This window comes from Nocardia sp. NPDC050435 (assembly GCF_040655395.1).
Lineage (GTDB): Bacteria > Actinomycetota > Actinomycetes > Mycobacteriales > Mycobacteriaceae > Nocardia.
In genome coordinates, this window is record NZ_JBFAJW010000012.1 from 227,850 (window position 1) to 251,058 (window position 23,209).

A 23,209-nucleotide genomic window follows, 5' to 3' on the forward strand; every position below is an offset into this window, starting at 1 on the left:
CCCTTACCACGCGCGGCAGTCCGCCGCGACATCCAGGATCAGTGGACCTGGTCGTGCCGGCTCCGGGGCGATAGTTCGAATCTGTCCGATCCGATCCCTGGTCGACGCGGGCGCTGCCGCGTTGGATCTGTCGAATGCCCCTTACCTTCCACTGGTTTCTGCCCACCAACGGTGACAGTCGCGATGTCGTCGGCGGTGGCCACGGCGCCCACGCGACGCATTCGGCGGGTGACCGGCCGCCCAGCGTGGCCTACCTCAGCCAGATCGCGGTCGCCGCGGAGAACCTGGGCTTCGAGGCGGTGCTGACCCCGACCGGGGCGTGGTGCGAGGACGCGTGGCTGACGACCGCGATGGTCAGCCAGGCTACGAAGCGGCTGAAGTTCCTGGTCGCGTTCCGCCCCGGTTTCCTGTCGCCGACCCTGGCCGCGCAGATGGCGGGAACCTTCCAGCGCCACACCGGCGGCCGGCTGCTGATCAACGTCGTCACCGGCGGCGAATCCAGCGAGCAGCGCGCCTACGGCGACTTCCTGGACAAGGACGGCCGCTACCAGCGCACCGGGGAATTCCTCGAGGTGGTGCGCAAGCTGTGGGCGGGCGAGACGGTCAGCCTGACCGGCGAGCACGTCCACGTCGACGGGGCCACGCTGGCGCAGCCGCCGAACCCGGTGCCGCAGATCTACTTCGGCGGCTCCTCGCCGATCGCGGGCTCGATCGCGGCCCGGCATACCGATGTCTACCTGACCTGGGGCGAACCACCGGCCCAGGTCGCGGAGAAGATCGCCTGGATCCGCGAACTCGCCCAGCGCGAGGGCCGCACCGTGCGCTTCGGCATCCGGCTGCACGTGATCACCCGCGACACCGCGGCCCAGGCGTGGGCCGAGGCCGAGCGCCTGCTCGCGGGTTTCGATCCCGCCGCCGTCGCCGATATCCAGAAGTCGCTGGCGCGCAGCGAATCCGAGGGCCAGCGCCGCATGCTCGCGCTGCACGACGGCTCCAGCGACGGCCTCGAGATCTACCCCAACCTGTGGGCGGGCATCGGCCTGGTGCGCGGTGGCGCGGGCACGGCGCTGGTCGGCAGCCACGACGAGGTCGCCGACCGCATCCTGGAATACCACGACCTGGGCATCGACGAATTCGTGCTGTCGGGATATCCGCATCTGGAAGAGGCGTACTGGTTCGGCGAGGGGGTCCTGCCCCGGCTGGCCGCGCGCGGAGTGTGGCAGCACCCGGGCGATCCGGTGGTGCATCGCGCCCTCGACGTCGCGTCGTTGTGACCGCGACTCTCGAACGCGCCCCGGCGACACGCCGCCGCCTGCCGGGCATCCGAATCCTGTTGCCGCTGCTGTCGGTCGCGGTGTTCCTGGCGGTGTGGCAGGCCGTCGCGACGGCCGGTCTGTGGAACGAGACGTTCGTGCCGCAGCCGATCACCGTCTGGCGTGCGGCCGTCGATATGTCCACCACGCACGACGGCGTGATCGGCTACCAGGGCTATCTGCTCTGGGAGCACCTCTACATGACCCTGCGCCGGGTGCTGGCCGGTGTCGTGGCCGGTGTCGCCGCCGGTGTGGCGCTCGGCATCGCCATGGGCACCGTCGGCTGGCTGCGCAGCATCCTGGAACCCTGGCTGACCTTCCTGCGGACCCTGCCGCCGCTGGCCTACTTCTTCCTGCTGGTGATCTGGCTCGGCATCGACGAGGCGCCCAAGGTGACGCTGCTGGCGCTGGCCGCGCTGCCCGCCGCCGCCATCGCCACCACCACCGCGGTGGCGGCCGCGCCGATCGGGTCGGTCGAAGCCGCACGGGCGCTGGGGGCCTCGCGTGCCCAGGTGATCCGGGACGTGGTGGTCCCGGCGGCGCTGCCGGAAACCTTCACCGGTATCCGGCTGGCGGTCGGCATGGCCTACTCGTCGGTGGTCGCGGCGGAGCTGTTCAACGGCCTGCCCGGCATCGGCGGCGTCGTCAAGGACGCCAGCAATTACAACAACACCCCGGTGGTGCTGGTCGGGATCGCCGCCATCGGCGGTTCCGGTCTGCTGATCGACGGCCTGCTGCGTGCGGCCGAACGGCGCGCTGTGCCGTGGAGAGGAAAGATATGAGTACCCAGAGGTTTCGGCGTGCGGTCGCGGCGGCGGTCGCCGGTGTGGTTGCCTTCGCGGGAGCCGGCTGCGCCGTGGACCGCTCCGGCGCCGACGACGGCAAGCCGACGATTCGCCTTGCCTACCAGTCGTTTCCGAGCGGTGATCTGATCGTCAAGCACAATCGGTGGCTGGAGGACGAGCTACCCGGTTACAACATCGAATGGACCAAGTTCGACTCCGGTGCGGACGTGAACACCGCGTTCGTCGCCGGGCAGGTCGATTTCGGCGCGCTCGGCTCCAGTCCGGTGGCGCGCGGGCTGTCCGCGCCGCTGAACATCCCCTACCAGGTCGCCTACGTCCTGGACGTGGCCGGCGACAACGAGGCGCTGGTGGCGCGCAACGGAACCGGGATCGAGTCGATCGCGGATCTGCGCGGCAAGCGCATCGGCACCGCGTTCGCCTCCACCGCGCACTACAGCCTGCTCGCCGCCCTGGACCGCAACGGCGTCACCGACGCCAAACTGGTCGACCTGCAACCCGCCGCCTCGCTCGCGGCCTGGGAGCGCGGCGACGTCGACGCCGTCTACACCTGGCTGCCGACGCTGGACCAGTTGCGCAAGAGCGGCAAGACGTTGATCACCAGCCGCGAGCTCGCCACCGCGGGCAAGCCGACCCTCGATCTCGGCGTGGTGTCCACGGCCTTCGCCCAGGCCCACCCCGAGGTCGTCGACATCTGGCGCAAGGTGCAGACCCGCGCCATCGACACGATCAAGAACCGGCCCGCGGACGCGGCCGTGGCGGTCGCCGCCGAGATCGGCACCACCCCCGCCGATGCCGCGCAACAGCTGGCCCAGGGCGTGTTCCTGACCAAGGAGCAGCTCACCTCCGCGGAGTGGCTGGGCGCCGAGGGGCGGGTCGGGGAGATCGCGGCCAGCCTGCGCAGCGCCGCCGAATTCCTGGCCGCGCAGAAGCAGATTCCGGCCGCGCCGTCGGTGCGGACGATCGAGGACGCGATCTACGTCAAGGGATTGCCCGGTGTCCTCGATTAGCGAACTCGCCCCCGTCGACGCGCCGACGGGCCAGGGCGGCATCAGGATTCGGCAGGTCTCGCATCGGTTCGGCCGCGGCGGCGACGCCGTCACCGCGGTCGGGCCGATCGATCTGGAGGTGCCGCCGGGGGAGTTCCTGGTGCTGGTCGGGGCTTCCGGCTGCGGCAAGAGCACGCTGCTGCGGTTGATCGCCGGCTTCGAAACCCCGGCCGAGGGCAGCATCGAGGTCTCCGGCCGCGCCCCCGCGCCGGGGCGGACCGCCGGGATGGTGTTCCAGCAGCCGCGGCTGTTCCCGTGGAAGACGGTGGGCGGCAACATCGATCTCGCGCTGAAGTACGCGGGCGTGCGGCGCGAGCACCGCGCCACCCGGCAGGCGGAGTTGCTGGCCCGGGTGGGGCTCGAGGGCACCGCGCGCCGCCGGATCTGGGAGATTTCCGGCGGGCAGCAGCAACGGGTGGCGATCGCCCGGGCGCTGGCCGCCGAGCACTCGCTGCTGCTACTCGACGAGCCGTTCGCCGCGCTGGACGCGCTCACTCGCGAACGACTGCAAGACGATCTGCGCCGGGTCGGCACCGGCCGGACCGCGGTGTTCGTCACCCACAGCGCCGAGGAGGCGGTGTTCCTCGGGTCACGGATCGTGGTGCTGACCAAGCGGCCCGGGCAGATCGCGCTAGACCTGCCCGTGGGCCTGCCGCGCACCGGGGTGGACGCGGACGAGGTGCGGGCCTCGCCGGAATTCGCGGCTCTGCGGCGGGAGGTGGGGCTCGCGGTGAAGGCCGCGGCGGCCTGAGCTACGCCTCCAGCTGCTGTTTGAGATTGCGCAGCGTGCGGCGGATGTTCTTGGTCTGGAACTCGGCGAAGGTGTTGCCGCCGGTGGCGATTCGGTCGAAGACCTGCACGGCCGCGTTCGGCCAGTGCGTGCGGTCATCGGTCCAGGTCTCGGTGACGCGAGTGCCGCCGTCCTCGGGGGCGAAGCGGTACTCCCAGGACGCGATGCGCCCGCGCAGCCAGGGTTTGCGCGGGCCGATCGCCTCCACGCGGAACGCGAATCGTTCCCCGGGTTCGGCGGCCGTCACCACGCAGCGCGTCACCCACCGGGCGCTACCGCGCTTGTTGCGGCCGATGAATTCCATGCCCACATAGCTGGATTCGCGCGGTTGCTCGACGGTGGCGCCGAGATTCTCCGGGCTCCAGCGGCCCATCAGCGTGGGATCGCTGATCTGCTGATAGACGGCTTGCGGATCCACGGCGACATGGATGCTGTCGACGACCGTCGTCACGCGGCTCACGGCTGGCCCCTTCACTGATCTCGGCTCGTGCCGAGCGTACCCGACACCGGCCGGCCGGATTCCGCCCGTCCCGGGGCGGTCTCGAACTGAGAACGGCCCGAGCGAGTGTCTCGGGCCGTCGGGTCTCACTCCTCGGAGTTCCGGAATATCGCTAGCGGCGGTTCACCACTGGGCGGTGAACTCGGCCGGCGGCAATCCCTCCGCGCTCCGCAGCTCGTCGGCGACGGAGGCGAGCTCGGCGAGTGAGGCATCCGACAAGCCCGGCGCCACTCTGCTCAACAGATGCACGGCGCGACTGCGCTCGCCGTGGAAGCAGGCGGCTCTGTTCTGCAGCGCGGACTCTCGGGTTTGTGGCACAGGCGTTCCTCCATCGTCGGTCGAACGGGCAAAGGGGATCCCCCGGAACATGATCCGAACGTCGATCTTGTGACTCGACAGACATCAATACCCGGTGACCCAGGTCACCAAACTCATCGGGTCGGATATTTTTCCCGCAGGTAGGGTTTCGGGGTGACCGAAGCCTCCGCTCTCCCCGACACCGGCGCGGCCTACGACGCCGTCGCCACCCTCTACGCCGAACTGGTCAGCGACATCCTCGCCGGGTTACCCCTGGAGCGCGCGCTGATCGCCGCGTTCGCCGACCTCGTGCGGGCGCACGGCGGACCGGTCGGCGACCTCGGTTGCGGGCCCGGGCATCTGACGGCCCACCTGCACACCCTCGGTCTGGACGCGTTCGGCGTCGACCTCTCGCCGGAGATGATCGCCCTGGCCCGCCGGGCCCATCCGGAGTTGCGGTTCGAACAGGGAACGATGACCGCCCTCGACCTCCCCGCAGCGACGCTCGGCGGGATCCTGGCCTCCTACTCGATCATCCATCTGCCACCCGCGCACCTGCCCACGGTCTTCGGCGAGTTCGACCGTGTCCTGGCCCCGGGCGGCCACCTGCTCCTGGGATTCTTCGCCGGTGACGACCCCGCCCCGCAGGCGTTCGACCACAAGGTCACCACGGCCTACCGCTGGTCACCCGAGAGCCTCGCCGACCTGCTGTGCGCCGCCGGTTTCACCGAGGTCGGACGCCTGCGGCGCGAGCCGCGCGAGGGCGAACGGTTCCACCACGCTCAGCTGCTGATGCGTAAACCGGCCTGAGCGTGGGCGGCGTTCACTTCGTGCAGAAATCCACGTTGCCGTCGTTGGGGTAGCCGCTGCTCAGCGAGATCAGGTGGCCGAGGGGCACGCACCGCACGATCCAGGCCATCAGATCCGAGGAGCCGCTGGTAGTCGGTGCCGCGGAAGCTGGTGCGGCGACAGCGGGCAGGGCGAGGAGAACCAGCGCGGCCGCCGTGGCAAGAGTTCGCAAAGCGATAATCCTTTCGAAACGATTGTCGCAGTGCAGTATTGACCGGCAGGGTGCGATCCTGCACGCCCTCGGAAGTGGTGGCACCGAAACTCCCGTGCGAGACCGCCGACCGCTAGGTTGCCGCGCCGTCGGTCGGCGCTCCGAACCAGCGGGTGAGGTGGTGGTCGAGGTCCTGCTGGTCGGTGCCGATCCAGGCGACGTGCCCGTCGGGGCGCAGCAGCACGGCCGGGGCGTCGAGGGCTGCGGTGGGGTCGGAGAGGACGTCGACGCGGGTGGACCAGCGGGCGGCGGTGAGGGTTTCGGTGCGGTCGAGGAGCAGGCCGCGGGCCTGGTGCAGGTGCGGGTAGAGGCGGCCCTGTCGCAGGTCGAGGTCGGGGAGGCGGCGGCCGAGGAGGTCGGGGCCGGGGCCGAGGTCGTAGCGCAGGTCGAGCGCGGTGATCTTGCCGACGAGGTGGCGGTTCACCTGGGGGATGTCCATCAGTTCGGTGAGCAGCCCGCGCAGGGCTCGGGCTCCCGGCTCGGGTGCGGCCAGCGCCACCTGGGCGCGGGTGTTGTCCAGGACGTCCGCGGCGACCGGGCGGCGTTCGGATTCGTAGGTGTCCAGCAGGGTTTCCGGGGCCCAGCCCCGGATGTGGGCGGCCAGCTTCCAGCCGAGGTTGACCGCGTCCTGCACGCCCAGATTCAAGCCTTGCCCCCCGGCGGGCGGGTGGATGTGGGCGGCGTCCCCGGCCAGCAGGACCCGCCCGCGGCGATAGTGCTCGGCCAGCCGGGTCGCATCGCCGAAGCGGGACAGCCAGCGTGCGGAGTGCACACCGAAGTCGGTTCCGGCGAGCAGGCGTAGCTGTTCCCTGAAGTCCTCGAGGGTGGGCGGTTCGGCGCGGTCGCTGATCCGCGCGGCCGGGACGACGACGCGGTAGTTGCCGCCGCCGAACGGGCCGAAGCTGAATGCCCGGGTGGTTTCGCGGATCTCGGCTACCTTGGCGGCGATTTCCTCCGGTGGCGCGCTCGCCGCCATTTCGCCCATGAGGGTTTCGGTGCGGGCGGGCTCGCCGGGGAAGCCGACGCCGAGCGCCTTGCGCACGGTGCTGCGGGCGCCGTCGCAGCCGACGAGGTAGCGCGCGCGGAGTCGTTCGCCGGTGCCCAGTTCGACGGTCACACCGTCCGCGTCCTGCGCGAAACCCGTTACCGCGCACTCGGTCCGGACTTCCGCGCCCAGCTCGACCGCGCGCTCCTCGAGCAGGCGCGTCACGACCGGCTGCGGGATGCCGAGCTGATAGGCGTACGCGGAGTCCAGATCATCGGGCGTCGGTGCGTCGATGGCGGCGAAGACGCCGCCGACGGGGCGTTGCCGGCCGTGTTCGAGCAGGCGATCCAGGAGTCCGCGCATGGCCATCAGTTCCAGGCTGCGGATGTGCAGGCTGACGATGCGGACGTAGGACGCGGGTTCGGGATCCTGCTCGAGCACGAGCACACGCACCCGGTGCAGGCGCAGTTCGGCGGCCAGCATCGCGCCGGTCGGCCCGCACCCGGCGATGATCACATCGAACATGCCCCTCCGATCCTTCGGTCCGGGAATCGGATTCGCGCAGGTCCCGGCGTCGGCCGCCCATTGTGCGGCAGTCGCGGGGCGGGTCGCAAGCGATTTAGCGGGTGTCCGGTCGCTACTTGACGGCGACGGGGCTGATCGGGGTGCCCACCGCGCCCGGGATCCGCAGGGCGGGCGCGCACAGCAGGAATTCGTGGATGCCGTCCTCGGCGCAGTCGCGGCCCAGCGCCTCCAGATCCCAGATCTCGCCCAGCGGCATGCCCATGTCCCGCAGCGCGAGCATGTGCAGGGGCATCAGCACACCGTCCTCGGGGGCGAGCACCTCCACGGCCGGGTTGTCGACGGCGACGGCCGCGACGTCGTTCTCGTGCAGCCACTGCGCGCACCGCCAGCTCAGCCCGGGGCTGGCGGCGAACCACTCGGACTGCTTGCGGGTTTCGGTGAACCGCGTCCACCAGCCGGTGCGCACCAGCACTATGTCACCGCCGGCGAAGTCGACGCCCTGGGCGTCGGCGACCGCCTGCAACTCCTGCGGCGTGATCACGCTGTTCGCTTCGAGCCGGGGCACGTTGCGGTGCCGGGCGACATCGAGCAGCACGCCGCGACCCACCACGCCGCCGCGCTCGGCGACCCGCTCGATGCCGAGCGCGGTGGCCCCGAAGCTGGTGACGGCGGCGGCCGGGACGCCGTTGTAGAGCAGCCCGTCGTAGTAGACGTGGGACAGCGCGTCCCACTGGGTGGCCGCCTGCAACGGCATCATGATGTAGTCGTCGTTGAACCGCATCGGGCCGTTCGCGTACATGGCCGCCACCTGGGCTTCGCTGCGTCCGCCCCAGCCGCCGAGCAGGTCGGCGAAATGCGCGTCGCCGCCGTCCACCGACATCAGGTGTACGGGATTGCGGCGGAAGCCGCTCGCGCCCTGCGGCCCGTACGCGTCGAAGGGGATACCCAGCGGAATGGCCCGGCCCTGCCGGGCGCAGGCCGCGGCCGCGGCGAGCCGGGCAGGGGTGATCAGATTCAGGGTGCCGAGCTGGTCCTGCTCGCCCCACCGCCCCCAGTTGCGCACCCGCTCGCCGACTGCCCGCCACGCCTCGGTCACCGCACACCTCCACCTCGAACCTCGCACGATTGTGGCCGGTGTTCGCCAGGGCGGCAATCCCGGATCCCGGCGACAGGGACGCGGCTTACCGCGCCGCGGAAGCGACTGCGGCGTCGCTGATTTCGAGCAGACGACGACGGGCCGCCGGGTCCTCGGCCTGGGCGTGCGGGTGGACCGGCACGGTTCCGTCGAAGTAGTGACCCGTCACCTGGTCGAGCTCGGGGTCGGCGATCAGCCGGAGCGTGGCGTGCGCGCCCTCGTCGAGAGTGCTCATCGGGGCCGCCCCGGCCTGGCGCACCATCGTCGTCGGCATGAGTGTGGCCGGGTGCAGCGCGTTCACGGTGACACCGGTCCCGGCCAGTTGCTCGGCGTATTCGACGGTCCACATGATCATCGCCAGCTTGGACCGGCAGTAGGCGTCGAACGCGTCGTCGCGCTCGGGGGTGGGGTCGTCGAAATCGATCTCGAGCTGTCCGGCCGAGGCGACGTTCACCACCCGCGCCGGGGCCGAGGCGCGCAGCAGCGGCAGCAGCCGCCGGGTCAGGTGATACGGGGCCAGATGGTTCACCGCCCAGATCAATTCGTGGCCGTCGGCGCTGAGCGCACGTGTTCCGCCGGGCCAGCCGCCGAGACCGGCGTTGTTGACCAGCACATCCAAATGCGGTGTGTGGGCGAGTATCTCATCGGCGAGCCGGTCGACCTCCGCGAGCCGGGCCAGGTCGGCCAGGACGACCCGCGGCCGGTGACCGCCCGCGGCGGTGATCTCGGCCGACAGCGCCGCGGCCCGCTCGGCGTTGCGGCCGTGCAGGATCAACCGCGCCCCGGCCGCCCCCAGTCGCACCGCGAGCTCCCGGCCCAGCCCATCGGTCGCGCCGGTGATCAGCACGGTCTTGAAGGCCATAGCGGTATTGCCCATAGCTGTCCTAGCTTTCTGAATAGGTCGTGGGGACGGGTCGTGAGGTCTCTGCGGCCCACGGGAACCGGGTATGGCTTTCCTGGTTGGCCGGTGTCACCGATCGGCGCGGCTAACGCCGGGACAGGTCGATCTCGAAGGTCACCCGATCCAGCCCCGGGCCGTCGTAATCCGGCTGCGGGTCCGAGACCGCGAAACCCAGTGCGGCGTGAAAGGCTTGGGACGCCGCGTTTTCCGGGCTGGTGATGCACCGCACGTAGCGCCGTCCGTGCCCGTCGGCGACGCGGAAGAACGCCTGGTACAGCGTGCGGCCGACGCCCTGCCCGCGCAGTGCCGGGTCGACGCCGACGAAGTGCACGTAGGCGGCCTCGGGGTCGGTCTGCGACAGGAAACCCACCAGGAACGCGGCCACCTCGCCGTCCCGGCGCTCGACCACCAGGCTCGTGGTGGTGAAGTGCTGGAAGAACAGGCGCGGCAGCAGCAGCGCTCGCTCCCGCGCCCCGGCCTGCCCTTTGAGGCCGCCCCACCAGGAATCCAGGACGGCGAGCACGCGGAGGTGGTCGGATTCGGTGAGGTGTCGGGCGGTCAGGTCGGCGGGAAGATCATCGATCACCCGGCCAGTCTCGCATTCGCGCACCACCCGGTTTGCGGTAGGCTGCACGTGCGGCAGAGCCCTCTGACAGGTCTGGCCGCGGCCCTGCGGGCCATTCTCATTTCGGACGTTTCGTCCCTCTCCCGAGCCGAACAGCGGTGCCGCCGCGCTGTGCGGCCGATACCTGCCGTGCGCCTCGGGCACCACCGGAAATGGAGCGAAAACCCATGCACACCACGCCGATTGCCAGCGGCCCCGAGCGCGCGATCCTCGAGGACATGCTCGATCGCAACCGTCAGGCGTTGGTCGAGACCGCCCGCGGGCTGTCCGAGGCCGACGCGCGGCGGCGGCTCGTCGCGTCGCTGACCACGCCGATCTCCCTGCTCAAGCACGCGGCCGCCGCGGAAAGGATCTGGTTCCAGCGGTTCTGGGCGGAGCTGGACGAAGCCGAGTGCGACGGGTATTCGCGTCGCGACGAGGGCACCTTCGCCGTCGCCGAGCACGAGACCCTGGCCGATGTCATCGCCGAGTTCGAGCGCGCCGGCGCGCGATCACGAGAGATCGCCGCGCGTTTCGAACTCGCCGACACCAAGGTCAACCCGCGCGAGGGCGAGGTCAGCATGCGATGGACGCTGCTGCTGATGATCCAGGAGATGGCCCGGCACGCCGGTCACGGTGACATTCTGCGCGAGCAGATCGACACGCCGCTGCGCTGACCGGCGCTGCTCACCGTCGCCGTGCCCGGGCGCGGATCGTCATCGAGCAGGCGCCGACGAGCGCCAGGCCGAGGGCGCCGAGCGCACCGGCCAGGATGAGCATCGCGACCCAGCGGGGCACGAGCTCGCTCAGGCCGGCGGCGGCGAAGGAGAGGAAGAAGTAGGCGCTGGTGGCCAGTACCGCGAGGGCGGCCGCGGCCGTAGCGAGACCGAGGGCCAGCAGCCGAAGTCGGGCGGCGAGCGCTGCGCGGGTCCGGGCGAGCCGGGTTCCGAGCCGGCGAAGCAGCGGGTAGGTAGGGTGCGTCATCGCCGGGCCGCCAACTGCCCGAGCACGATTCGCGCGAAGGGCCGAATGAATACAGCCGTCCAGCTCAGCGGCACGAAGGCGAAGATCGCGGGCCGTCCGGCCACGGTCCAGGTGAGATCGGTCCCGCCCTGCGAGGTTTCGCGCAGCTGGAAGTCCTGGAGGTAGGAGTCGACCAGCAGCGGGATCGAGGTCTCGATCCCGGCCACGCTGAGCCGGGTGGCCGGGATCCGGCGGGTGACCTGTTCGGCGGCCGCGAACAGCAGGAGATCGAGCGTGCGCACCGTGCCCGGGGCGCGTTCGTCGTCGCGATACCGGACACCGTCGACGATCGGAATCCCGCCGAAGGCACCGGCTTCCAGCGTCGACCACACCTGCTCCGGTGGGGCGGCGAAGCGCCGGGTCACGGTCATCGTGAAGGTGGGTCGTCGCGCTTCGCGCGTCTGGATCGTGCGCTCGTCGACCGGGGCGATGTCGGTGTCGAGCAGCCGCTCGGCGCGGCGTCGCAGCACGATCGGAGCCACGACGGCGACGATCGCGCCGAGCACGAGTACGCCGATCGCCACGAAGAGGAGAAGCCGGATCATCGGTGTGCCGTTCTTGTCGGTGGTGGAAAGGTTCACGAGGTGCGCAGCAGGGGCGAGGAGACCTTGCCGGCCAGCCAGCGATCACCGGACTTGGTCAGCGACAACGTGATCGAGAGCTGACCGCGGCGCGGCTGCGACTGGGTGCCGACGCTGGCCACCGACTGATCGATCACGACGATCGCCTCGGCGTCCGCGGCCCCGCTGGTGGCGATGGCGCAGTGGACGTCGCCGGAGGTAGAGCGCACCTGGCCCTGGGCGAGCACCTCGCGCAGATCGGTGCTGCTCGCTTCGAACTCCTTCTTCCACTCGCCGGTCGCGCCGGCCAGGACGGCGCTGAAATAGGAGTCCAGATCGGTGGAGGCGTAGTTGGCGAGCAGAGCGCCGTAGGCGCAGGCGGCCTCGCGTGCGGCGCCGCGCGCCTGCTCCAGCTCGCGGGCATGGTGGTTCTGCCAGCCGAAGTAGACGCCGGCGGCCGGTCCGGCGACGGCCAGCGTGATGGCGGTGGCCAGGAGTGCTCGCGAGCGCCGGGATCGCGGTGGGTGCTCGGTGCGTGTGTCGTCGGCGGGCACGGCATCGTTGTCGGTCATGGTCGGGCTCCTCGGGGTGGGTTCAACGGCCGGGCAGCGGCACCGATTTCTCGTCGCCGGTGACGCCTGGCGGCGGGCCGGCGGTGTTGTCGGGTAGGTCGGGGCGCGGCGCGTTGGCCGACCCGCGGATCTGCTGGGCGGGATCGGCGGTGACGCAGTAGTTGTAGAGCCGCACGCTGCCGTCGGAGACGGTCGCCGGGGCCACCGGGATGGTGTCGTACTCGCAGAACGGCCGCGGCCAGATGTCCATCATCGTGTGAAAGGCGTTGTCGTGCGAGGGAATACCGAGCAGGGCGGTGCCCGAGCGCAGCGCCGGGAACAGCGCCGCGAGCGCGGGTGTGCGCAGGCGTGCGGCCTTGGTGACGGCCAGCATGTTGGTCACCAGCGCGGTGATCGGGTCGGTGGTGTCGGCGACCACGCCGCCGAGGGTCGCCAGTTGCCCGGGACCCAGGTCGAGCAGGCGGCGCAGTTCCTGGTCGGCGGCGGCGAACTGGCCGAACAGCACCCCCGAACCCGTGACGAGGGTGTGCAGGTCGGGTTGCGCGTGCGAGGTCGTCTCCGCGATCACCGCGAGTTTCTCGAGCAGATTGCGGGTCTGCGGGAGCAGCCCGGTCAGGCCGTTCATCGCCTGACTGAGTCCGCTGATCACGGTGCGCAACTGATCGGGTCCCCCGGCCAGGGCTCTGTCCAGCTCGGCGACGATGACATCGAGACGCTCCGGATTCAGGCCGTTGATGAAACCCGAAGTGTTGGTGAGGAACTCGTTGATCGTGACCGGTGTCGAGGTGCGCGGGCGCTCGATCACCGCCCCGTCGCGCAGATAGGGCGCCGCGTCGGTGTCGGGCCGGAAATCGAGGTACTGCTCACCCGCCGCGGAGAGCCGGGCCACCACGACGGCGCCGCCGGCGGGAATGCGGTGCACGGCGTCGATCTCGGCGATCGCGGTCACCCCGGAGTCGGAGAGTTCCACCGCGCGCACCGTTCCCACCCGCACGCCGCGGAAGCTGACGTCGGAGTGCTCGAGCAGTCCGCCGGAGGCGGCGAGTTCGACTCGCACGGTGATGGTTTCGCGGGTGGGATCGAACCGCACCACCTCGACGAGCAGGTATCCGCCGCCCAGCAGCAGGATCACGACCAGGCCCGCCATGGCCAGCCCGACCAGATGCCGCCGCGCCCGGTCGGCCAGGCGCAGCACGACGTCGGCCACGACCTCGAGGGTGACCTCGAGCAGCCAGAGCCCGAACCGGATCAGCACCCCGGGGGTCGAGGGCCGCGGTGTTCTCATCGCGGGCCTCCCTGCAGCCGGCCCAGCACCCGTGCGAGGACCTCGGCGAGGCTGCCCAGGAACCCGGTCACGTCCGAACCGTCGGGCAGTCTGCTGCCGTTCGGGTCGGTCAGGGCGCCGACGCTCAGATACGACACGGTCGCGGCCACGGCGAGCGTGGTCCCCTCGGTGCCGGCCAGCAGCGAGGGCTGCAACGCGTGCAACTGGTCGAGTGCGCCGGCCAGATCGTCGCCCATGGCGGTGAAGCCGTCCATCAGCGCCTGCACGCTGTCGAACAAGCCGACCAGGTCCGCGCCGCTGCTGCCGGTGAATTCACCGAGTGCGCCCAGGGTGCCGGTGACCTTGCTGGTGAGCGCGGTGATGGCCTGGTTGTTCTCGGTGATGACGGAGAGCAGTTGCGGGAAAGTGTCGGCGGCCGCGCCGAGTTCGCTGCGCCGCTGCCCGAGGGTGCGACTGAGATCGTCCATCCCGTGCAGCACGGCGTCGATCTGATCGGTGCGCGCGTTCAGCGCGGACAGGGTGGCGGTCATCTCGGTGAGCAGGTGCGCCAGCTGCGGACCGCGTCCGCCGAGCATGGAGTCGGTCTCGCTGGTGATGCGGGCGACCTGGCTGAGCGCGCCGCCGTTGAGCAGCATCGCCAGCGACATCATCAGTTCCTCCACCGAGGCGCCCGCCGAGGTGTGCTCCCTGTCAATGACCGCGCCGTCGGCGAGCAGCGGTGTGCCCGAGTCCCGTTCGGGCAAGGTCAGGGCGACGTAGATGTCGCCGAGCGGCGTCGGCTGGCGCAGTTCGGCCCGCGAGCCGCGGGGCAGGCGGATCGCGTCCTGGATCTCGAGTTCGACGGTGGCCACGAAGTCGGTGGTGTCGATGGCGGTGACCACCCCGACATCGGTGCCGCCGATCTTCACGTGGGCGCGCTCGGGCAGGTTGAGCGCGTTGTCGAAGAGCGCGCGCACCCGGTAGGTGGGTCCGTCCACGCCGGGCCGGGGCAGCGGCAGGGCGTCGATACCGGTGGCGCAGCCGGCGGCCGAGAACGCCACCAGGCACAGGGCGGCGGCGCGGGCGCGGGGCCGGGTCATCGGGTCAGTCCCAGCAGTGCGGCCATGATCGCGAAATCGGGGCCGAAGTCCTGCAGTTTGCCGGTGCGGCAGCCGTCCGCGCGCAGTTGGACCCGGCTACAGAACAGGGCGAGCAGTTCGTTGTCGAGCAGGCTCTTGTCGGTGAGCAGGTGCAACCGGACCGCGCCGGTCTCGGGGCTGACGGCATTGCCGATGTTCTGGAAGAACAGCGGTGTGATATCGACGATCTCGGTGAGCCCGCGGGCGTGCGCGCGCATCTGGTCGGTGATGGTGGTCAGGCGCAGCAGCGCGTCGGTGAGGGGTTGCTTGTTCTCGGCGACGACCGCGCTGGTGTCGGCGACGAAGTCGTTGATCTGGGTGAGCACGGCCCGCAGGCCCGGGGACTGATCGCGCATGAGGGTGACCAGCTGGGTGAGACGGTCACTGAAATCGCGGACGGTGGCGTCGTTGTCGGCGACGATCTGGGTGATGTCGTTGAGCCGGACGATGGCGTTGGAGATCTGATCCTTGTTCGCGAGGGTGACCTGGAAGGCGCCCGAGAGCGCGTCGAGGGTCTGCCGGATGCGGTCGCCGTTGCCGTCCAGCAGCGGGAACAGCACGCGGCTTGCCATCGGGCCGCCGGTGTTGTCGCCGGACAGGGATTTTCCGATGTCGTCGAAGGTGCGCAGGATGCGGTCCAACTCCACCGGCGTCCGGGTCCGGGCGATCGGAATGTGCGCGCCGTCGGCCAGGGTGGGGCCGCCGGTGTAGCCGGGGGTGAGTTCGATGTGGCGGTTGGTGATCAACTGCGGTGAGACCAGCGCGGCGATCGCCGCCGCAGGCACGTCCACGTCGGGATCGACCACCATGTGCACCTCCACGTACGGTCCGCGCGGCACCAGCTCGGTGACGCGGCCGACCGGCAGGCCCAGCACCGAGACCTCGTTGCCGACATAGAGGCCCGCGACGTTCTCGAAGTCGGCGGTGAGGGTCTTCTCCTGGCGCAGCAGGCGATCCGGCAACGAGGTGAGGCCGTGCGGCAGCATCGAGCACCCGGCCAGCAGGACGGCGGCCACGGCCGCGACGGTGAGACGAAGCACGGTGCGCATCAACGGCATCCCGCCACCACGTCGGTCGCGCACAGCCAGTTGTCGGGGAACAACCACGGCAGATACACCTCGCCGTAGGGCCCGTTGCCCAGGCTGTTGTTGAACTGGCGCAGGGTCACCGGCATGATCTGGAAGAGGTTGTCGAGGTTGTCCTTGTTCTTCTGCAACCCCGCCGACATGGTGTTCAGATCGGCGATCAACGGCGCCAGGCCGCCGTTGTCCTCGATGCCCATCTCGCGCAGGTTCTTCGAGACCAGCGCGATGTTGTCGAGCAGCTGGGTGACCAGGTGCTGACGCCGCACGACCGCGTCGCCGATGGCTTGGCCGCGGGTCAGCAGCAACAGCACCGCGTTCTGGTTGTCCGACACCACCCTCGAGACGGCGTCGATGTTCTGCAACAGCCGCTGCACCTCGTCGCGGCGGTCGCTGATCACCTCGGCCAGCGCGCCGACCGAATCGAGCGCCTGGGCGGTCAGCCGGGGCGAGTCGCCCATCTGCCGGGCGAGGGCGTCGAGGGCGGCGCGCAGCGCGGCGGGGTCCAGCCGCTCGAGGTGTTCGAAGGACTGGGTGTATTTGCTGTCGTTGACGACCTTGGCCAGGTTGTAGGGCACCTTCGTGCGCTCCAGGCCGATCCGGTCGCCTGCGGGCGCGGCCGTGCTGCCGGGGTCGAGTTCGACGTGCATGCGCCCGAGGATGGTCGACATCTTGATCTCGGCGGTGGCGTCGGTGTGGACGCCGATGTCGTCGCGGATCGACAGTGCCACCTCGATGCGGTCACCGGCCGGCCGCGCGGATTTCACGGTGCCGACCTCGATTCCGGCGATGTCGACGCTGTCACCGTCGCGCAGGCCGGCGGCCTGCGCGAATTCGGCGTGCACGGTGTGCTGACCGAGATCGAGCCGGTTCAGCGCGCTCGAGCCGACCAGCAGTGCCAGCACCGCGGCGCCCGCGCCGAGCCCCAGCCACCAGTGCCGGTTGGCCGAGTAGCGCGGAATCGATTCCCACAGATAGTCCAGCGGCGGCAGCCGCAGCGCGGTCAGCGCGTCGTTGACCCGGCCCAGGCGGGCGAGTCGCTGCTTGATGGTCATTACCGGCATACCTCCGAATGCGCGTTGCCGCCGACCTGGCTGAGCAGGCCGGGGGGAAACAGCACTCCCCACAGCGAGACGTCGAGTCCGCAGATGTAGGAGCTGATGTAGGTGCCGTTGCCGCTGATGCGCGCCAATCCGGCGAGCGCGAACGGCAATTCGGCGGCGGTGCGGTCGAGTCGGGCCCCGTTGGACAGCAGCAGGCGCACGCCTTCGCTCGCCGACTGCCGGGCGCGGGCCAGCCCCGGTTCGATGCGCACGATCAGATCGGCGAGCGCGGTGGTCGAGCCCGACGCCTGATCGACCGCGCCCTTGAGCACCTCGCCCTGCGCGTAGAGCTCCGCGGTGAGCGTGCGGGACTGGGTGATCAGCGTTTCCAGTTCGCCGCTGCGCTTGGCCAGCCCGTCCACCACGCCGCCGAGATTGGTGATGACCTCGCCGAGGATCTCGTCCCGGTCGCGGAAGGTGGCGGCCAGCGCGGCGGCCTGGGTCACGAGCGCGCTCAGGGACACGCCGTCACCCTGTAGTGCCTGAATCAGCGTGTTGGACAGTGAGTTGATGTCCTCGGGTTGCAGCGTGGCGAACAGCGGCTCGAACCCGGCCAGCACGGTGGAGACGTCGAAGGCGGATTCGGTGCGTTCGTAGGGGATCGTCGCATCGGCCGGCAGCGGTTGGGCCGCACCGGTTCCGGGGGCGAGCGCCACATAGCGCTGCCCGATCAGGTTCTGGTAGCAGATCAGCGCCTTGGTGGTCGTGGTCAGCCGGTGCCGGGCCTGCACGCGCAGCACGACTTTCGCGCGCCGGTCGGGGTCGAGTTCGATGGCGTCCACCCGGCCGACGCGCACCCCGGCCATCCGGATGTCGTCGCCGACCCGCAGGCCCAGGACGCTGCCGAAGATCGCGGTGTAGCGGGCGGTGTCCCCGCTGACGCCGCGGTTCAGCGCGGAGAGAATGGTGTGCGTGGCGAGCAGGGCCATCGCGACGAACAGCGCCAGGATCAGCACAGCCGTGCGGGTTCGCATCATGTCAGTTGCCTCCTGCGGCAGGGGTGGAACTCACGGTCAGCGCGCCGCCGGCCAGTACGGGACCGAGCAGGATCAGCTGAGCGGCATTGGGTGGGGCGCCGACGACGGCCGCGATCGCCTCGACGCCGTGCAGTTCCTGGGCATCGGTCGCGGCGGCGGGAGCCGCCTGCGGTGCGGGCAGGCCGGGCAGCACCGGGAGCGTGGGCAGCGGCCCGGCTCCGACTATCCGACCTGGCAGCAGCGGGGTCGGGAAACGCTGTGCCGGACCGGATTCCGGCACGGTGGGACCACCGCACCGCGGTCCGGTCAGGGGTCCGTAGCGGGGGCAGTCCGCGGCGGTGTACTGCTGGAACGGGGTGAAGCTGATATCGACGACCCAGCGCATCTGCTTGTTCGGGCCCCAGTTGAAGACCGTCGCCAATTTCGCCAGGGCGGTATTGAGATTGGCGACCGAGACGGCGATCGCGGCGGGGTCGGCGGCCAGCGCGCCGAAGGTGTCGTTCAGTCCGCCCACCAGCGCCGGGCCCGCGCCCGGATTGCGGGCGAACAACTCGTCGGTGCTGTCGAGCGCGCCGCCGGCGGCGGTGAGCAGCGAGATCAGCGCGGCCCGCTTCTCGGTCAGGGTGCGCGCCGCGGTCACCGAGGTGCTGAGCGTGTCGATCAATTCGGGCGCGGACTCGTTGACCGCCGACGCGGCGGCGCCGAGATCGCCCAGCAACGCACCGATTCCGGGAGTGGCGCGGACCTGCGTGGTCCAGGCGTCGAGTCGTTCGATCGTCGAGCCCGGCATGCGATAGCTCGGATCGAGGGCGTCGGCGAGTGCGCCGAGCACGGCGGCCAGCTCGAGCGGATCGATGGCGTCCAGCACGGTGCGCAAGGTGGTCAGCGTGGTCTGCAACTGCGTGCTCACCGTGCTGGTGTCCTGGCTGATCGTGGCGCCGGAAGACAGCGGCCGGGCGGCCGGGCCCTGGTCGATGAGCTCGACGGCGGTGACACCGAAGATGTTGTTCGGCACCACTCGCGCGGTGACCGTCGACGGGATCCGCTGCGCCAGCGCGGGTTCGAGGCGCAACAGCATCTCCTGGCTTTCGCCCCGGGCCGCGATCGCGGTGTGGGCGACCTGGCCGACGAGCACGCCGCGGAAGGTCACGTCGGCCCGTTGCGGCACCCCGTCGCCGGTGCTGGTCATCCGGGCGGTCACCTCGACGGATTCGGTGAACGAGCCGGTGTAGCGCAGGCCGAGCAGATACACGCTCAGCGCGCCGAGCGCGGCGATCAGGACGCCGAACAGGCCCAGTACGGGCGTGCGCACGCCGCGTCCGCTGTGATCGATGATCATCCCGGCTCCTATCCCGAAATCCGGATGCCGGGGTCGATGCCCCAGATCGACAGGGAGATGAGCAGATTGACGAAGACCACGACGATGATCGTCATGCGGATCGCCCGCCCGGCCGCCACGCCCACGCCCTCGGGCCCGCCGGCGGCGACAAAGCCGTAGTAGCACTGGATGAACGTCGCGATCGCCACGAACACCACGATCTTGAGGATCGAGTAGGCGATGTCGATCGGATCGAGGAACTGGTGGAAGTAGTGGTCGTAGGTGCCCAGGGTGGTGCCGCCGAGCAAGACGACGGTGAACCGGGTGGTGAGGTAGGCGACGGCCAGACCCACGGTGTAGAGCGGCACGATGGCCACCACCGCGGCCAGCATGCGGGTGGTGATCAGATAGGGCAGCGGCCGGATCGCGATCGATTCCAGCGCGTCGATCTCCTCGGAGATGCGCATCGAGCCCAGCTGTGCGGTGAACCGGCAGCCGGCCTGTGCGCCGAAAGCCAGGGTGGCCAGCAGCGGGGCCAGCTCACGGGTGGTGGCGAAACCGGAGATGGCGCCGGTGAGCGGGCTCATGGTGAGCAGGCTCAGGGCCGAATGCGATTCCATGCCGACGGTGATCCCGCCGAAACCGCACAGGATGACCACCACGCCGATCACCCCACCGCCGACCACCAGCGAGCCGTTGCCGAAGCCGACGTCGGTGATCAACCGCAGCAGTTCCTTGCGATAGTGCTTGACGGCGAACGGAATCGCGGCCAGGGCTTGCAGGAACACCACGCCCTGATGGCCGAGCCGGACCGGGATCGCGGCGGGCGCGACCAGGGCCTGACGGGCCCGATGCCACGGGCGCAGCACCGGCGGAACGTATTGGGTCACCGTCAGATCACCTTCGTCGGCAGCACGGTGTTGTAGAGCTGGGTGAGGATGATGTTGGCGGCGAACAGCACGATCGCGGAGTTCACGACGGCCGAATTCACCGCGTTCGCCACCCCGGCCGGACCGCCCCGGGTGTGTAATCCGGTGTCGCAGGCGATGATCGCGGCCAGCGCGCCGAAGATCATCGCCTTGATCAGGGCCACGATCAGGTCGGCGGCCACCGCGAACGAGGCGAAGGTGCTGACGTAGGAGCCGGGCGTGCCGTCCTGGATGTAGACGTTGAACGCGTAACCGGTCGCGAAGCCCACGAACACCACCAGCCCGCACAGCAGGGTGCTGACCACGACCGCGGCGGCGAGGCGGGGGGCGACCAGGCGGCGTACCGGGTCGACGCCCATCACCACCATCGCGTCGATCTCCTCGCGGATCGACCGGGAGCCCAGGTCCGCGCAGATCGCCGAGCCGACCGCGCCCGCGATCATCAGGGACGTCACCAGCGGTGCGCCCTGGCGAATGATGCCCAGTCCGTTGACCGCTCCGATGAAGGTCGTCGCTCCGACCTGGCTGACCAGCGAGCCGACCTGGATCGACACCACGACGGCGATCGGAATCGCCACCAGCAGGGTGGGCGAGGCGGACACGCTGGCCATGAACGCGCACTGCTTCACGAACTCCCGCACCGGAAATCGGCGGGTGAGCAGGGCGCGGACGAGTTCGGCGCCCGCGCGGCCGGTCATCAGGACCTGCCGACCAGCCGTCTCCACCGAGCGCTGTGGATGCGCACGCCAGTAGTCCAGTCCTGCGGCGAGCAGGCGTTCCCGCGCGTCGATGTTGGGTGCCGTTGTGCCAGAAGGGAATTCGGTTTGTGCCCGGATGTGCGACTGCTGCACGTTTTTCGTCTCTCGGAGAGGGTGGATCACTCGATGGCCGGAGGCATGCCGCGCGCCCCCGCACCGGAAGGTGAAATCTACGGAGCCGTAGAATTGCTTTCTACGGTCGAGTAGATATCTATCTGGGACAGTAGCAAAGCCGAAATCGGGACGCCAGACATTGAGGGATCATTTCTGGATGAGCATCGAGAAGAAGGAAGCGGGCGTCTGGCAGATCTCGCCGCCGCCACCGGCGCGGCCGCGCCGCCGCAACGGGCCGCGACTGCCGCCCGCGCAGCGCCGGGAGCAACTGCTCGACGCGGCCCGCGCGGTCGCCGGGCGGGCGGGCCTGTCCGATCTCACGATGCAGGCGGTGGCCCAGGCGGCCGGTGTCGCGAAACCGGTACTGTACGCGGTGTTTCCGACCGCGCCGGAGCTGCTCGGGGCGCTGCTGCGGCGCGAGCACGCGCGCGGTATGCAGCAGGTGCTCGCGGCGCTGCCGGACAACCTGGCCGAGTCCGATCCCGACGCGGAGTACGAGGCGGCGGTCATGGCGTTCTTGACCGCCGTGCAGCAGGATCCGATTCGCTGGCGGCTCATCCTGTTGCCCGCCGAAGGCGCTCCCGCCGACTATCGCGAACTGCTCGCCGGGGCGCGCGAAGCGGTCGTCGAACGGTGCGTGCACCTGCTCCGCACGGGGATCGGCCTGCGGGGCGGGCCACGTGAGGTCGACGTCGAGCTGGTCGGGCGGGTCATGCTGGGGTTCATCGAATCGCTCGGCCGGCTGGTGCTCTCGGATCCGGAACGCTTTCCGCCGCAGGTGCTTCGATCGACCGTGCACGCCTTGGCGCGCACGCTGCCCAAGGGCGGCGACGGGACCTCGGTGTTCGCCGGTGAATCCGTGGTCGCGGCATGGCGGCAGGCCCGGCCCGAAGATTCGGCAGCGCTGACCCAGACAGATGGGGCTGGCAGACTCGAATCATGACTGCGGCCAAGGTGAATTCGCACCGGCGCCTCGCGGTGGCGTTGGCCGCGCGCGGCGACACCGAGCTGGCCGGACTGATGGCCGAAGGGCGGTCCGCGACGGTGGGCGTGGGCGGAAGCTCGTCGGTCATCGACATCGACGGCGCGCCGGTCTTCGCCAAACGCGTCCCGCTGAGCGAGCGCGAACTCGCCCATCCAGGCTGCACCGCAAATTTTTTCGACGTGCCGACCTACTGCCAGTACGGCATCGGCGGACCGAGTTTCAACACCTGGCGCGAGCTGGCCGCGAACACGATGGTGACCGAAGCTGTGCTGCGCGGCGAGACCGGGGCCTTCCCGATGCTGTACCACTGGCGAGTGCTGCCCGGACGGTCGCCGATCGCCGAAGACCACGCCGACATCGACGCCGTGGTCGCGGCCCAGGGGGATTCCCCGGCCGTGCGCGCCCGCCTGGAAGCGCTGGTCGTCGCGCCCGCCAGCCTGGCGCTGTTCTGCGAGTACATCCCGAATACGGTGGCGGACCTGTTGTCCGAGGATCCGGCGAGCAAAGCACTGAGCTTCGCCCAGCAGCTCTCGGAGATCGTGACGTTCCTGCGCGGACGCCGTCTGCTGCACATGGACTGCCACTTCGGGAACCTGCGCAGTGCCGGTGACCGGATCTACCTGACCGACTTCGGGCTGGCCACCTCGCCGTTGTTCGATCTGTCGCCCGCCGAGCGGGCCTTCGTCGACCGGCATGCCGGGCACGATGCCGACTATGCCGCGATGCGACTGGTCAATTGGCTGGCCACCGATGTCTGCGGTGCGTCGAGGGGATACCCGCCAGTCGGGCGCAACGAGTTCGTCCGCCGGTGCGCCTCGGGGCGTATCCCGGACGATGTGCCGCCCGTCGTGGCCGCCCTGCTGGCCCGTCACGCCCCGGCCGCCGCGCGGCTGAACGCTTTCTTCTGGAAGTTGTTCGACGGCGAGGTGCACGCCGAATATCCGAGCGGATCGGATATGAGCCTGAGCGATTGGACCATCCACGGCGACGCCGCGCGCGGGTAACTTCGGATGCATGACCGAAATTTCCGAGAATGTGCGAAAACTGTTGGATGGCAAGAACTTCGGGGTCGTCGCGACGATGAACGCGGACGGCTCACCGCACACGTCGGTGATCTGGGTGGACCGGGAGGGGGACGCGCTGGTGTTCACGACGACCGCGCAGCGGCGCAAGGGGCGCAATCTGGCCCGGGATCCGCGCGTCAGCGTGACCGTGTCGGACGCGCGCGATCCCTACCGCACGGTCGATATCGCGGGAACCGCCGAGCTGATTCCGGATCTGGAGAAGCGGCTTCCGGCGCGATTGTCCCGGAAGTACGTGGGCGAGTTGCCGCCGCCGGAGAGCGCGGAGGTCCAGCGCTGGATCGTGCGGGTCGTCCCCGAGCGGATCACCGGGTACGGGATGTGACGCGCCGGGGGAATGCC

General features: G+C 70.1%; 27 protein-coding genes. 9 read left to right on the plus strand and 18 right to left on the minus strand.

Going from position 1 to position 23,209, the window contains the following annotated elements; translation table 11 throughout:
* Positions 1–134: 134 nt before the first annotated feature.
* Genes AB0I43_RS32690 through AB0I43_RS32705 form a run of 4 tightly spaced genes read left to right on the plus strand, consistent with a single transcriptional unit; the run spans position 135 to position 3,916 of the window.
* Complete coding sequence (locus tag AB0I43_RS32690; protein WP_357433232.1) at positions 135–1,274, plus strand: LLM class flavin-dependent oxidoreductase; 1,140 nt, start codon at positions 135–137, stop codon at positions 1,272–1,274.
* Between the two features lie 38 nt (positions 1,275–1,312).
* Positions 1,313–2,095 carry an ABC transporter permease gene (locus tag AB0I43_RS32695; protein ID WP_357433262.1) on the plus strand — a complete coding sequence of 261 codons (783 nt, stop codon included), beginning with the start codon at positions 1,313–1,315 and terminating at the stop codon, positions 2,093–2,095.
* Positions 2,092–3,126, plus strand: coding sequence for a glycine betaine ABC transporter substrate-binding protein (locus AB0I43_RS32700; RefSeq protein WP_357433234.1), 1,035 nt, complete (start codon positions 2,092–2,094; stop codon positions 3,124–3,126). The genes AB0I43_RS32695 and AB0I43_RS32700 overlap by 4 nt, the downstream gene beginning before the upstream one ends.
* Positions 3,113–3,916 carry an ABC transporter ATP-binding protein gene (locus AB0I43_RS32705; RefSeq protein ID WP_357433236.1) on the plus strand — a complete coding sequence of 268 codons (804 nt, stop codon included), beginning with the start codon at positions 3,113–3,115 and terminating at the stop codon, positions 3,914–3,916. The genes AB0I43_RS32700 and AB0I43_RS32705 overlap by 14 nt, the downstream gene beginning before the upstream one ends.
* 1 nt (position 3,917) lies before the next feature.
* Here the strand turns inward: AB0I43_RS32705 and AB0I43_RS32710 are convergent, their stop codons facing one another.
* Both AB0I43_RS32710 and AB0I43_RS32715 read right to left on the minus strand, forming a co-directional pair.
* Complete coding sequence (locus AB0I43_RS32710) at positions 3,918–4,415, minus strand: SRPBCC family protein (protein ID WP_357433238.1); 498 nt, start codon at positions 4,413–4,415, stop codon at positions 3,918–3,920.
* Positions 4,416–4,577: 162 nt separating this feature from the next.
* Positions 4,578–4,772: a hypothetical protein gene (locus tag AB0I43_RS32715; RefSeq protein ID WP_356976570.1), complete on the minus strand. Its 195-nt coding sequence runs from the start codon at positions 4,770–4,772 to the stop codon at positions 4,578–4,580.
* A 153-nt stretch (positions 4,773–4,925) separates the two neighbouring features.
* Between AB0I43_RS32715 and AB0I43_RS32720 the strand changes: the two genes are divergently transcribed.
* Positions 4,926–5,561 (plus strand): class I SAM-dependent methyltransferase, encoded by a 636-nt coding sequence (locus AB0I43_RS32720; protein ID WP_357433240.1) that lies wholly within the window; start codon positions 4,926–4,928, stop codon positions 5,559–5,561.
* Positions 5,562–5,574: 13 nt separating this feature from the next.
* Here AB0I43_RS32720 and AB0I43_RS32725 read toward each other — a convergent pair whose 3' ends face one another.
* The 5 genes from AB0I43_RS32725 to AB0I43_RS32745 form a co-directional block, all read right to left on the minus strand.
* Positions 5,575–5,772 (minus strand): hypothetical protein, encoded by a 198-nt coding sequence (locus tag AB0I43_RS32725; RefSeq protein WP_357433241.1) that lies wholly within the window; start codon positions 5,770–5,772, stop codon positions 5,575–5,577.
* A 112-nt stretch (positions 5,773–5,884) separates the two neighbouring features.
* Positions 5,885–7,321, minus strand: a complete 1,437-nt coding sequence (locus tag AB0I43_RS32730) for an FAD-dependent monooxygenase (protein WP_357433243.1) — start codon at positions 7,319–7,321, stop codon at positions 5,885–5,887.
* Between the two features lie 112 nt (positions 7,322–7,433).
* Positions 7,434–8,417 (minus strand): cyclase family protein, encoded by a 984-nt coding sequence (locus tag AB0I43_RS32735; protein ID WP_356976577.1) that lies wholly within the window; start codon positions 8,415–8,417, stop codon positions 7,434–7,436.
* An 85-nt stretch (positions 8,418–8,502) separates the two neighbouring features.
* The gene (locus tag AB0I43_RS32740) at positions 8,503–9,333 is read right to left on the minus strand and encodes an SDR family NAD(P)-dependent oxidoreductase (protein ID WP_356976579.1); all 831 of its coding nucleotides are present in this window, start codon (positions 9,331–9,333) and stop codon (positions 8,503–8,505) included.
* 109 nt (positions 9,334–9,442) lie between these two features.
* On the minus strand, positions 9,443–9,943 hold the full coding sequence (locus AB0I43_RS32745; RefSeq protein ID WP_356976581.1) for a GNAT family N-acetyltransferase: 501 nt from the start codon (positions 9,941–9,943) through the stop codon (positions 9,443–9,445).
* Between the two features lie 206 nt (positions 9,944–10,149).
* On the opposite strand from AB0I43_RS32745, the gene AB0I43_RS32750 reads away from it, so the two are divergent.
* Positions 10,150–10,638 carry a DinB family protein gene (locus tag AB0I43_RS32750; protein WP_356976582.1) on the plus strand — a complete coding sequence of 163 codons (489 nt, stop codon included), beginning with the start codon at positions 10,150–10,152 and terminating at the stop codon, positions 10,636–10,638.
* Positions 10,639–10,648: 10 nt separating this feature from the next.
* Here AB0I43_RS32750 and AB0I43_RS32755 read toward each other — a convergent pair whose 3' ends face one another.
* From AB0I43_RS32755 to AB0I43_RS32805, 11 genes are read right to left on the minus strand one after another with little or no spacing between them, the layout of a single operon-like run.
* Positions 10,649–10,945 carry a hypothetical protein gene (locus AB0I43_RS32755; RefSeq protein WP_356976583.1) on the minus strand — a complete coding sequence of 99 codons (297 nt, stop codon included), beginning with the start codon at positions 10,943–10,945 and terminating at the stop codon, positions 10,649–10,651.
* Complete coding sequence (locus AB0I43_RS32760) at positions 10,942–11,565, minus strand: SRPBCC family protein (RefSeq protein WP_356976584.1); 624 nt, start codon at positions 11,563–11,565, stop codon at positions 10,942–10,944. The genes AB0I43_RS32755 and AB0I43_RS32760 overlap by 4 nt, the downstream gene beginning before the upstream one ends.
* Positions 11,562–12,116: a hypothetical protein gene (locus AB0I43_RS32765; RefSeq protein ID WP_356976585.1), complete on the minus strand. Its 555-nt coding sequence runs from the start codon at positions 12,114–12,116 to the stop codon at positions 11,562–11,564. The genes AB0I43_RS32760 and AB0I43_RS32765 overlap by 4 nt, the downstream gene beginning before the upstream one ends.
* A 22-nt stretch (positions 12,117–12,138) precedes the next feature.
* Positions 12,139–13,401 (minus strand): MCE family protein, encoded by a 1,263-nt coding sequence (locus AB0I43_RS32770; RefSeq protein WP_356976587.1) that lies wholly within the window; start codon positions 13,399–13,401, stop codon positions 12,139–12,141.
* Entirely contained in the window at positions 13,398–14,480 is a 1,083-nt protein-coding gene (locus tag AB0I43_RS32775; RefSeq protein WP_356976588.1) for an MCE family protein, read from the minus strand. Before AB0I43_RS32775 ends, AB0I43_RS32770 begins: the two co-directional genes overlap by 4 nt.
* Positions 14,477–15,577, minus strand: coding sequence for an MCE family protein (locus AB0I43_RS32780; RefSeq protein WP_357433245.1), 1,101 nt, complete (start codon positions 15,575–15,577; stop codon positions 14,477–14,479). The genes AB0I43_RS32775 and AB0I43_RS32780 overlap by 4 nt, the downstream gene beginning before the upstream one ends.
* A complete protein-coding gene (locus AB0I43_RS32785) occupies positions 15,568–16,656 on the minus strand; it encodes an MlaD family protein (protein WP_357433247.1) in 1,089 nt (362 codons plus the stop codon). The genes AB0I43_RS32780 and AB0I43_RS32785 overlap by 10 nt, the downstream gene beginning before the upstream one ends.
* Entirely contained in the window at positions 16,656–17,681 is a 1,026-nt protein-coding gene (locus tag AB0I43_RS32790; protein WP_357433249.1) for an MlaD family protein, read from the minus strand. The genes AB0I43_RS32785 and AB0I43_RS32790 overlap by 1 nt, the downstream gene beginning before the upstream one ends.
* Before the next feature lies 1 nt (position 17,682).
* Positions 17,683–19,020 carry an MCE family protein gene (locus tag AB0I43_RS32795; protein ID WP_356976595.1) on the minus strand — a complete coding sequence of 446 codons (1,338 nt, stop codon included), beginning with the start codon at positions 19,018–19,020 and terminating at the stop codon, positions 17,683–17,685.
* An 8-nt stretch (positions 19,021–19,028) separates the two neighbouring features.
* The gene (locus tag AB0I43_RS32800) at positions 19,029–19,868 is read right to left on the minus strand and encodes an ABC transporter permease (RefSeq protein ID WP_356976629.1); all 840 of its coding nucleotides are present in this window, start codon (positions 19,866–19,868) and stop codon (positions 19,029–19,031) included.
* A gap of 23 nt (positions 19,869–19,891) precedes the next feature.
* On the minus strand, positions 19,892–20,719 hold the full coding sequence (locus AB0I43_RS32805) for an ABC transporter permease (RefSeq protein ID WP_356976631.1): 828 nt from the start codon (positions 20,717–20,719) through the stop codon (positions 19,892–19,894).
* Between the two features lie 238 nt (positions 20,720–20,957).
* On the opposite strand from AB0I43_RS32805, the gene AB0I43_RS32810 reads away from it, so the two are divergent.
* Genes AB0I43_RS32810 through AB0I43_RS32820 form a run of 3 tightly spaced genes read left to right on the plus strand, consistent with a single transcriptional unit; the run spans position 20,958 to position 23,192 of the window.
* Entirely contained in the window at positions 20,958–21,743 is a 786-nt protein-coding gene (locus tag AB0I43_RS32810; protein ID WP_356976596.1) for a TetR family transcriptional regulator, read from the plus strand.
* On the plus strand, positions 21,740–22,789 hold the full coding sequence (locus tag AB0I43_RS32815) for a serine/threonine protein phosphatase (RefSeq protein ID WP_356976598.1): 1,050 nt from the start codon (positions 21,740–21,742) through the stop codon (positions 22,787–22,789). Before AB0I43_RS32810 ends, AB0I43_RS32815 begins: the two co-directional genes overlap by 4 nt.
* Positions 22,790–22,799: 10 nt before the next feature.
* Positions 22,800–23,192, plus strand: a complete 393-nt coding sequence (locus AB0I43_RS32820; RefSeq protein WP_356976600.1) for a PPOX class F420-dependent oxidoreductase — start codon at positions 22,800–22,802, stop codon at positions 23,190–23,192.
* The last annotated feature ends 17 nt before the right edge of the window (positions 23,193–23,209 follow it).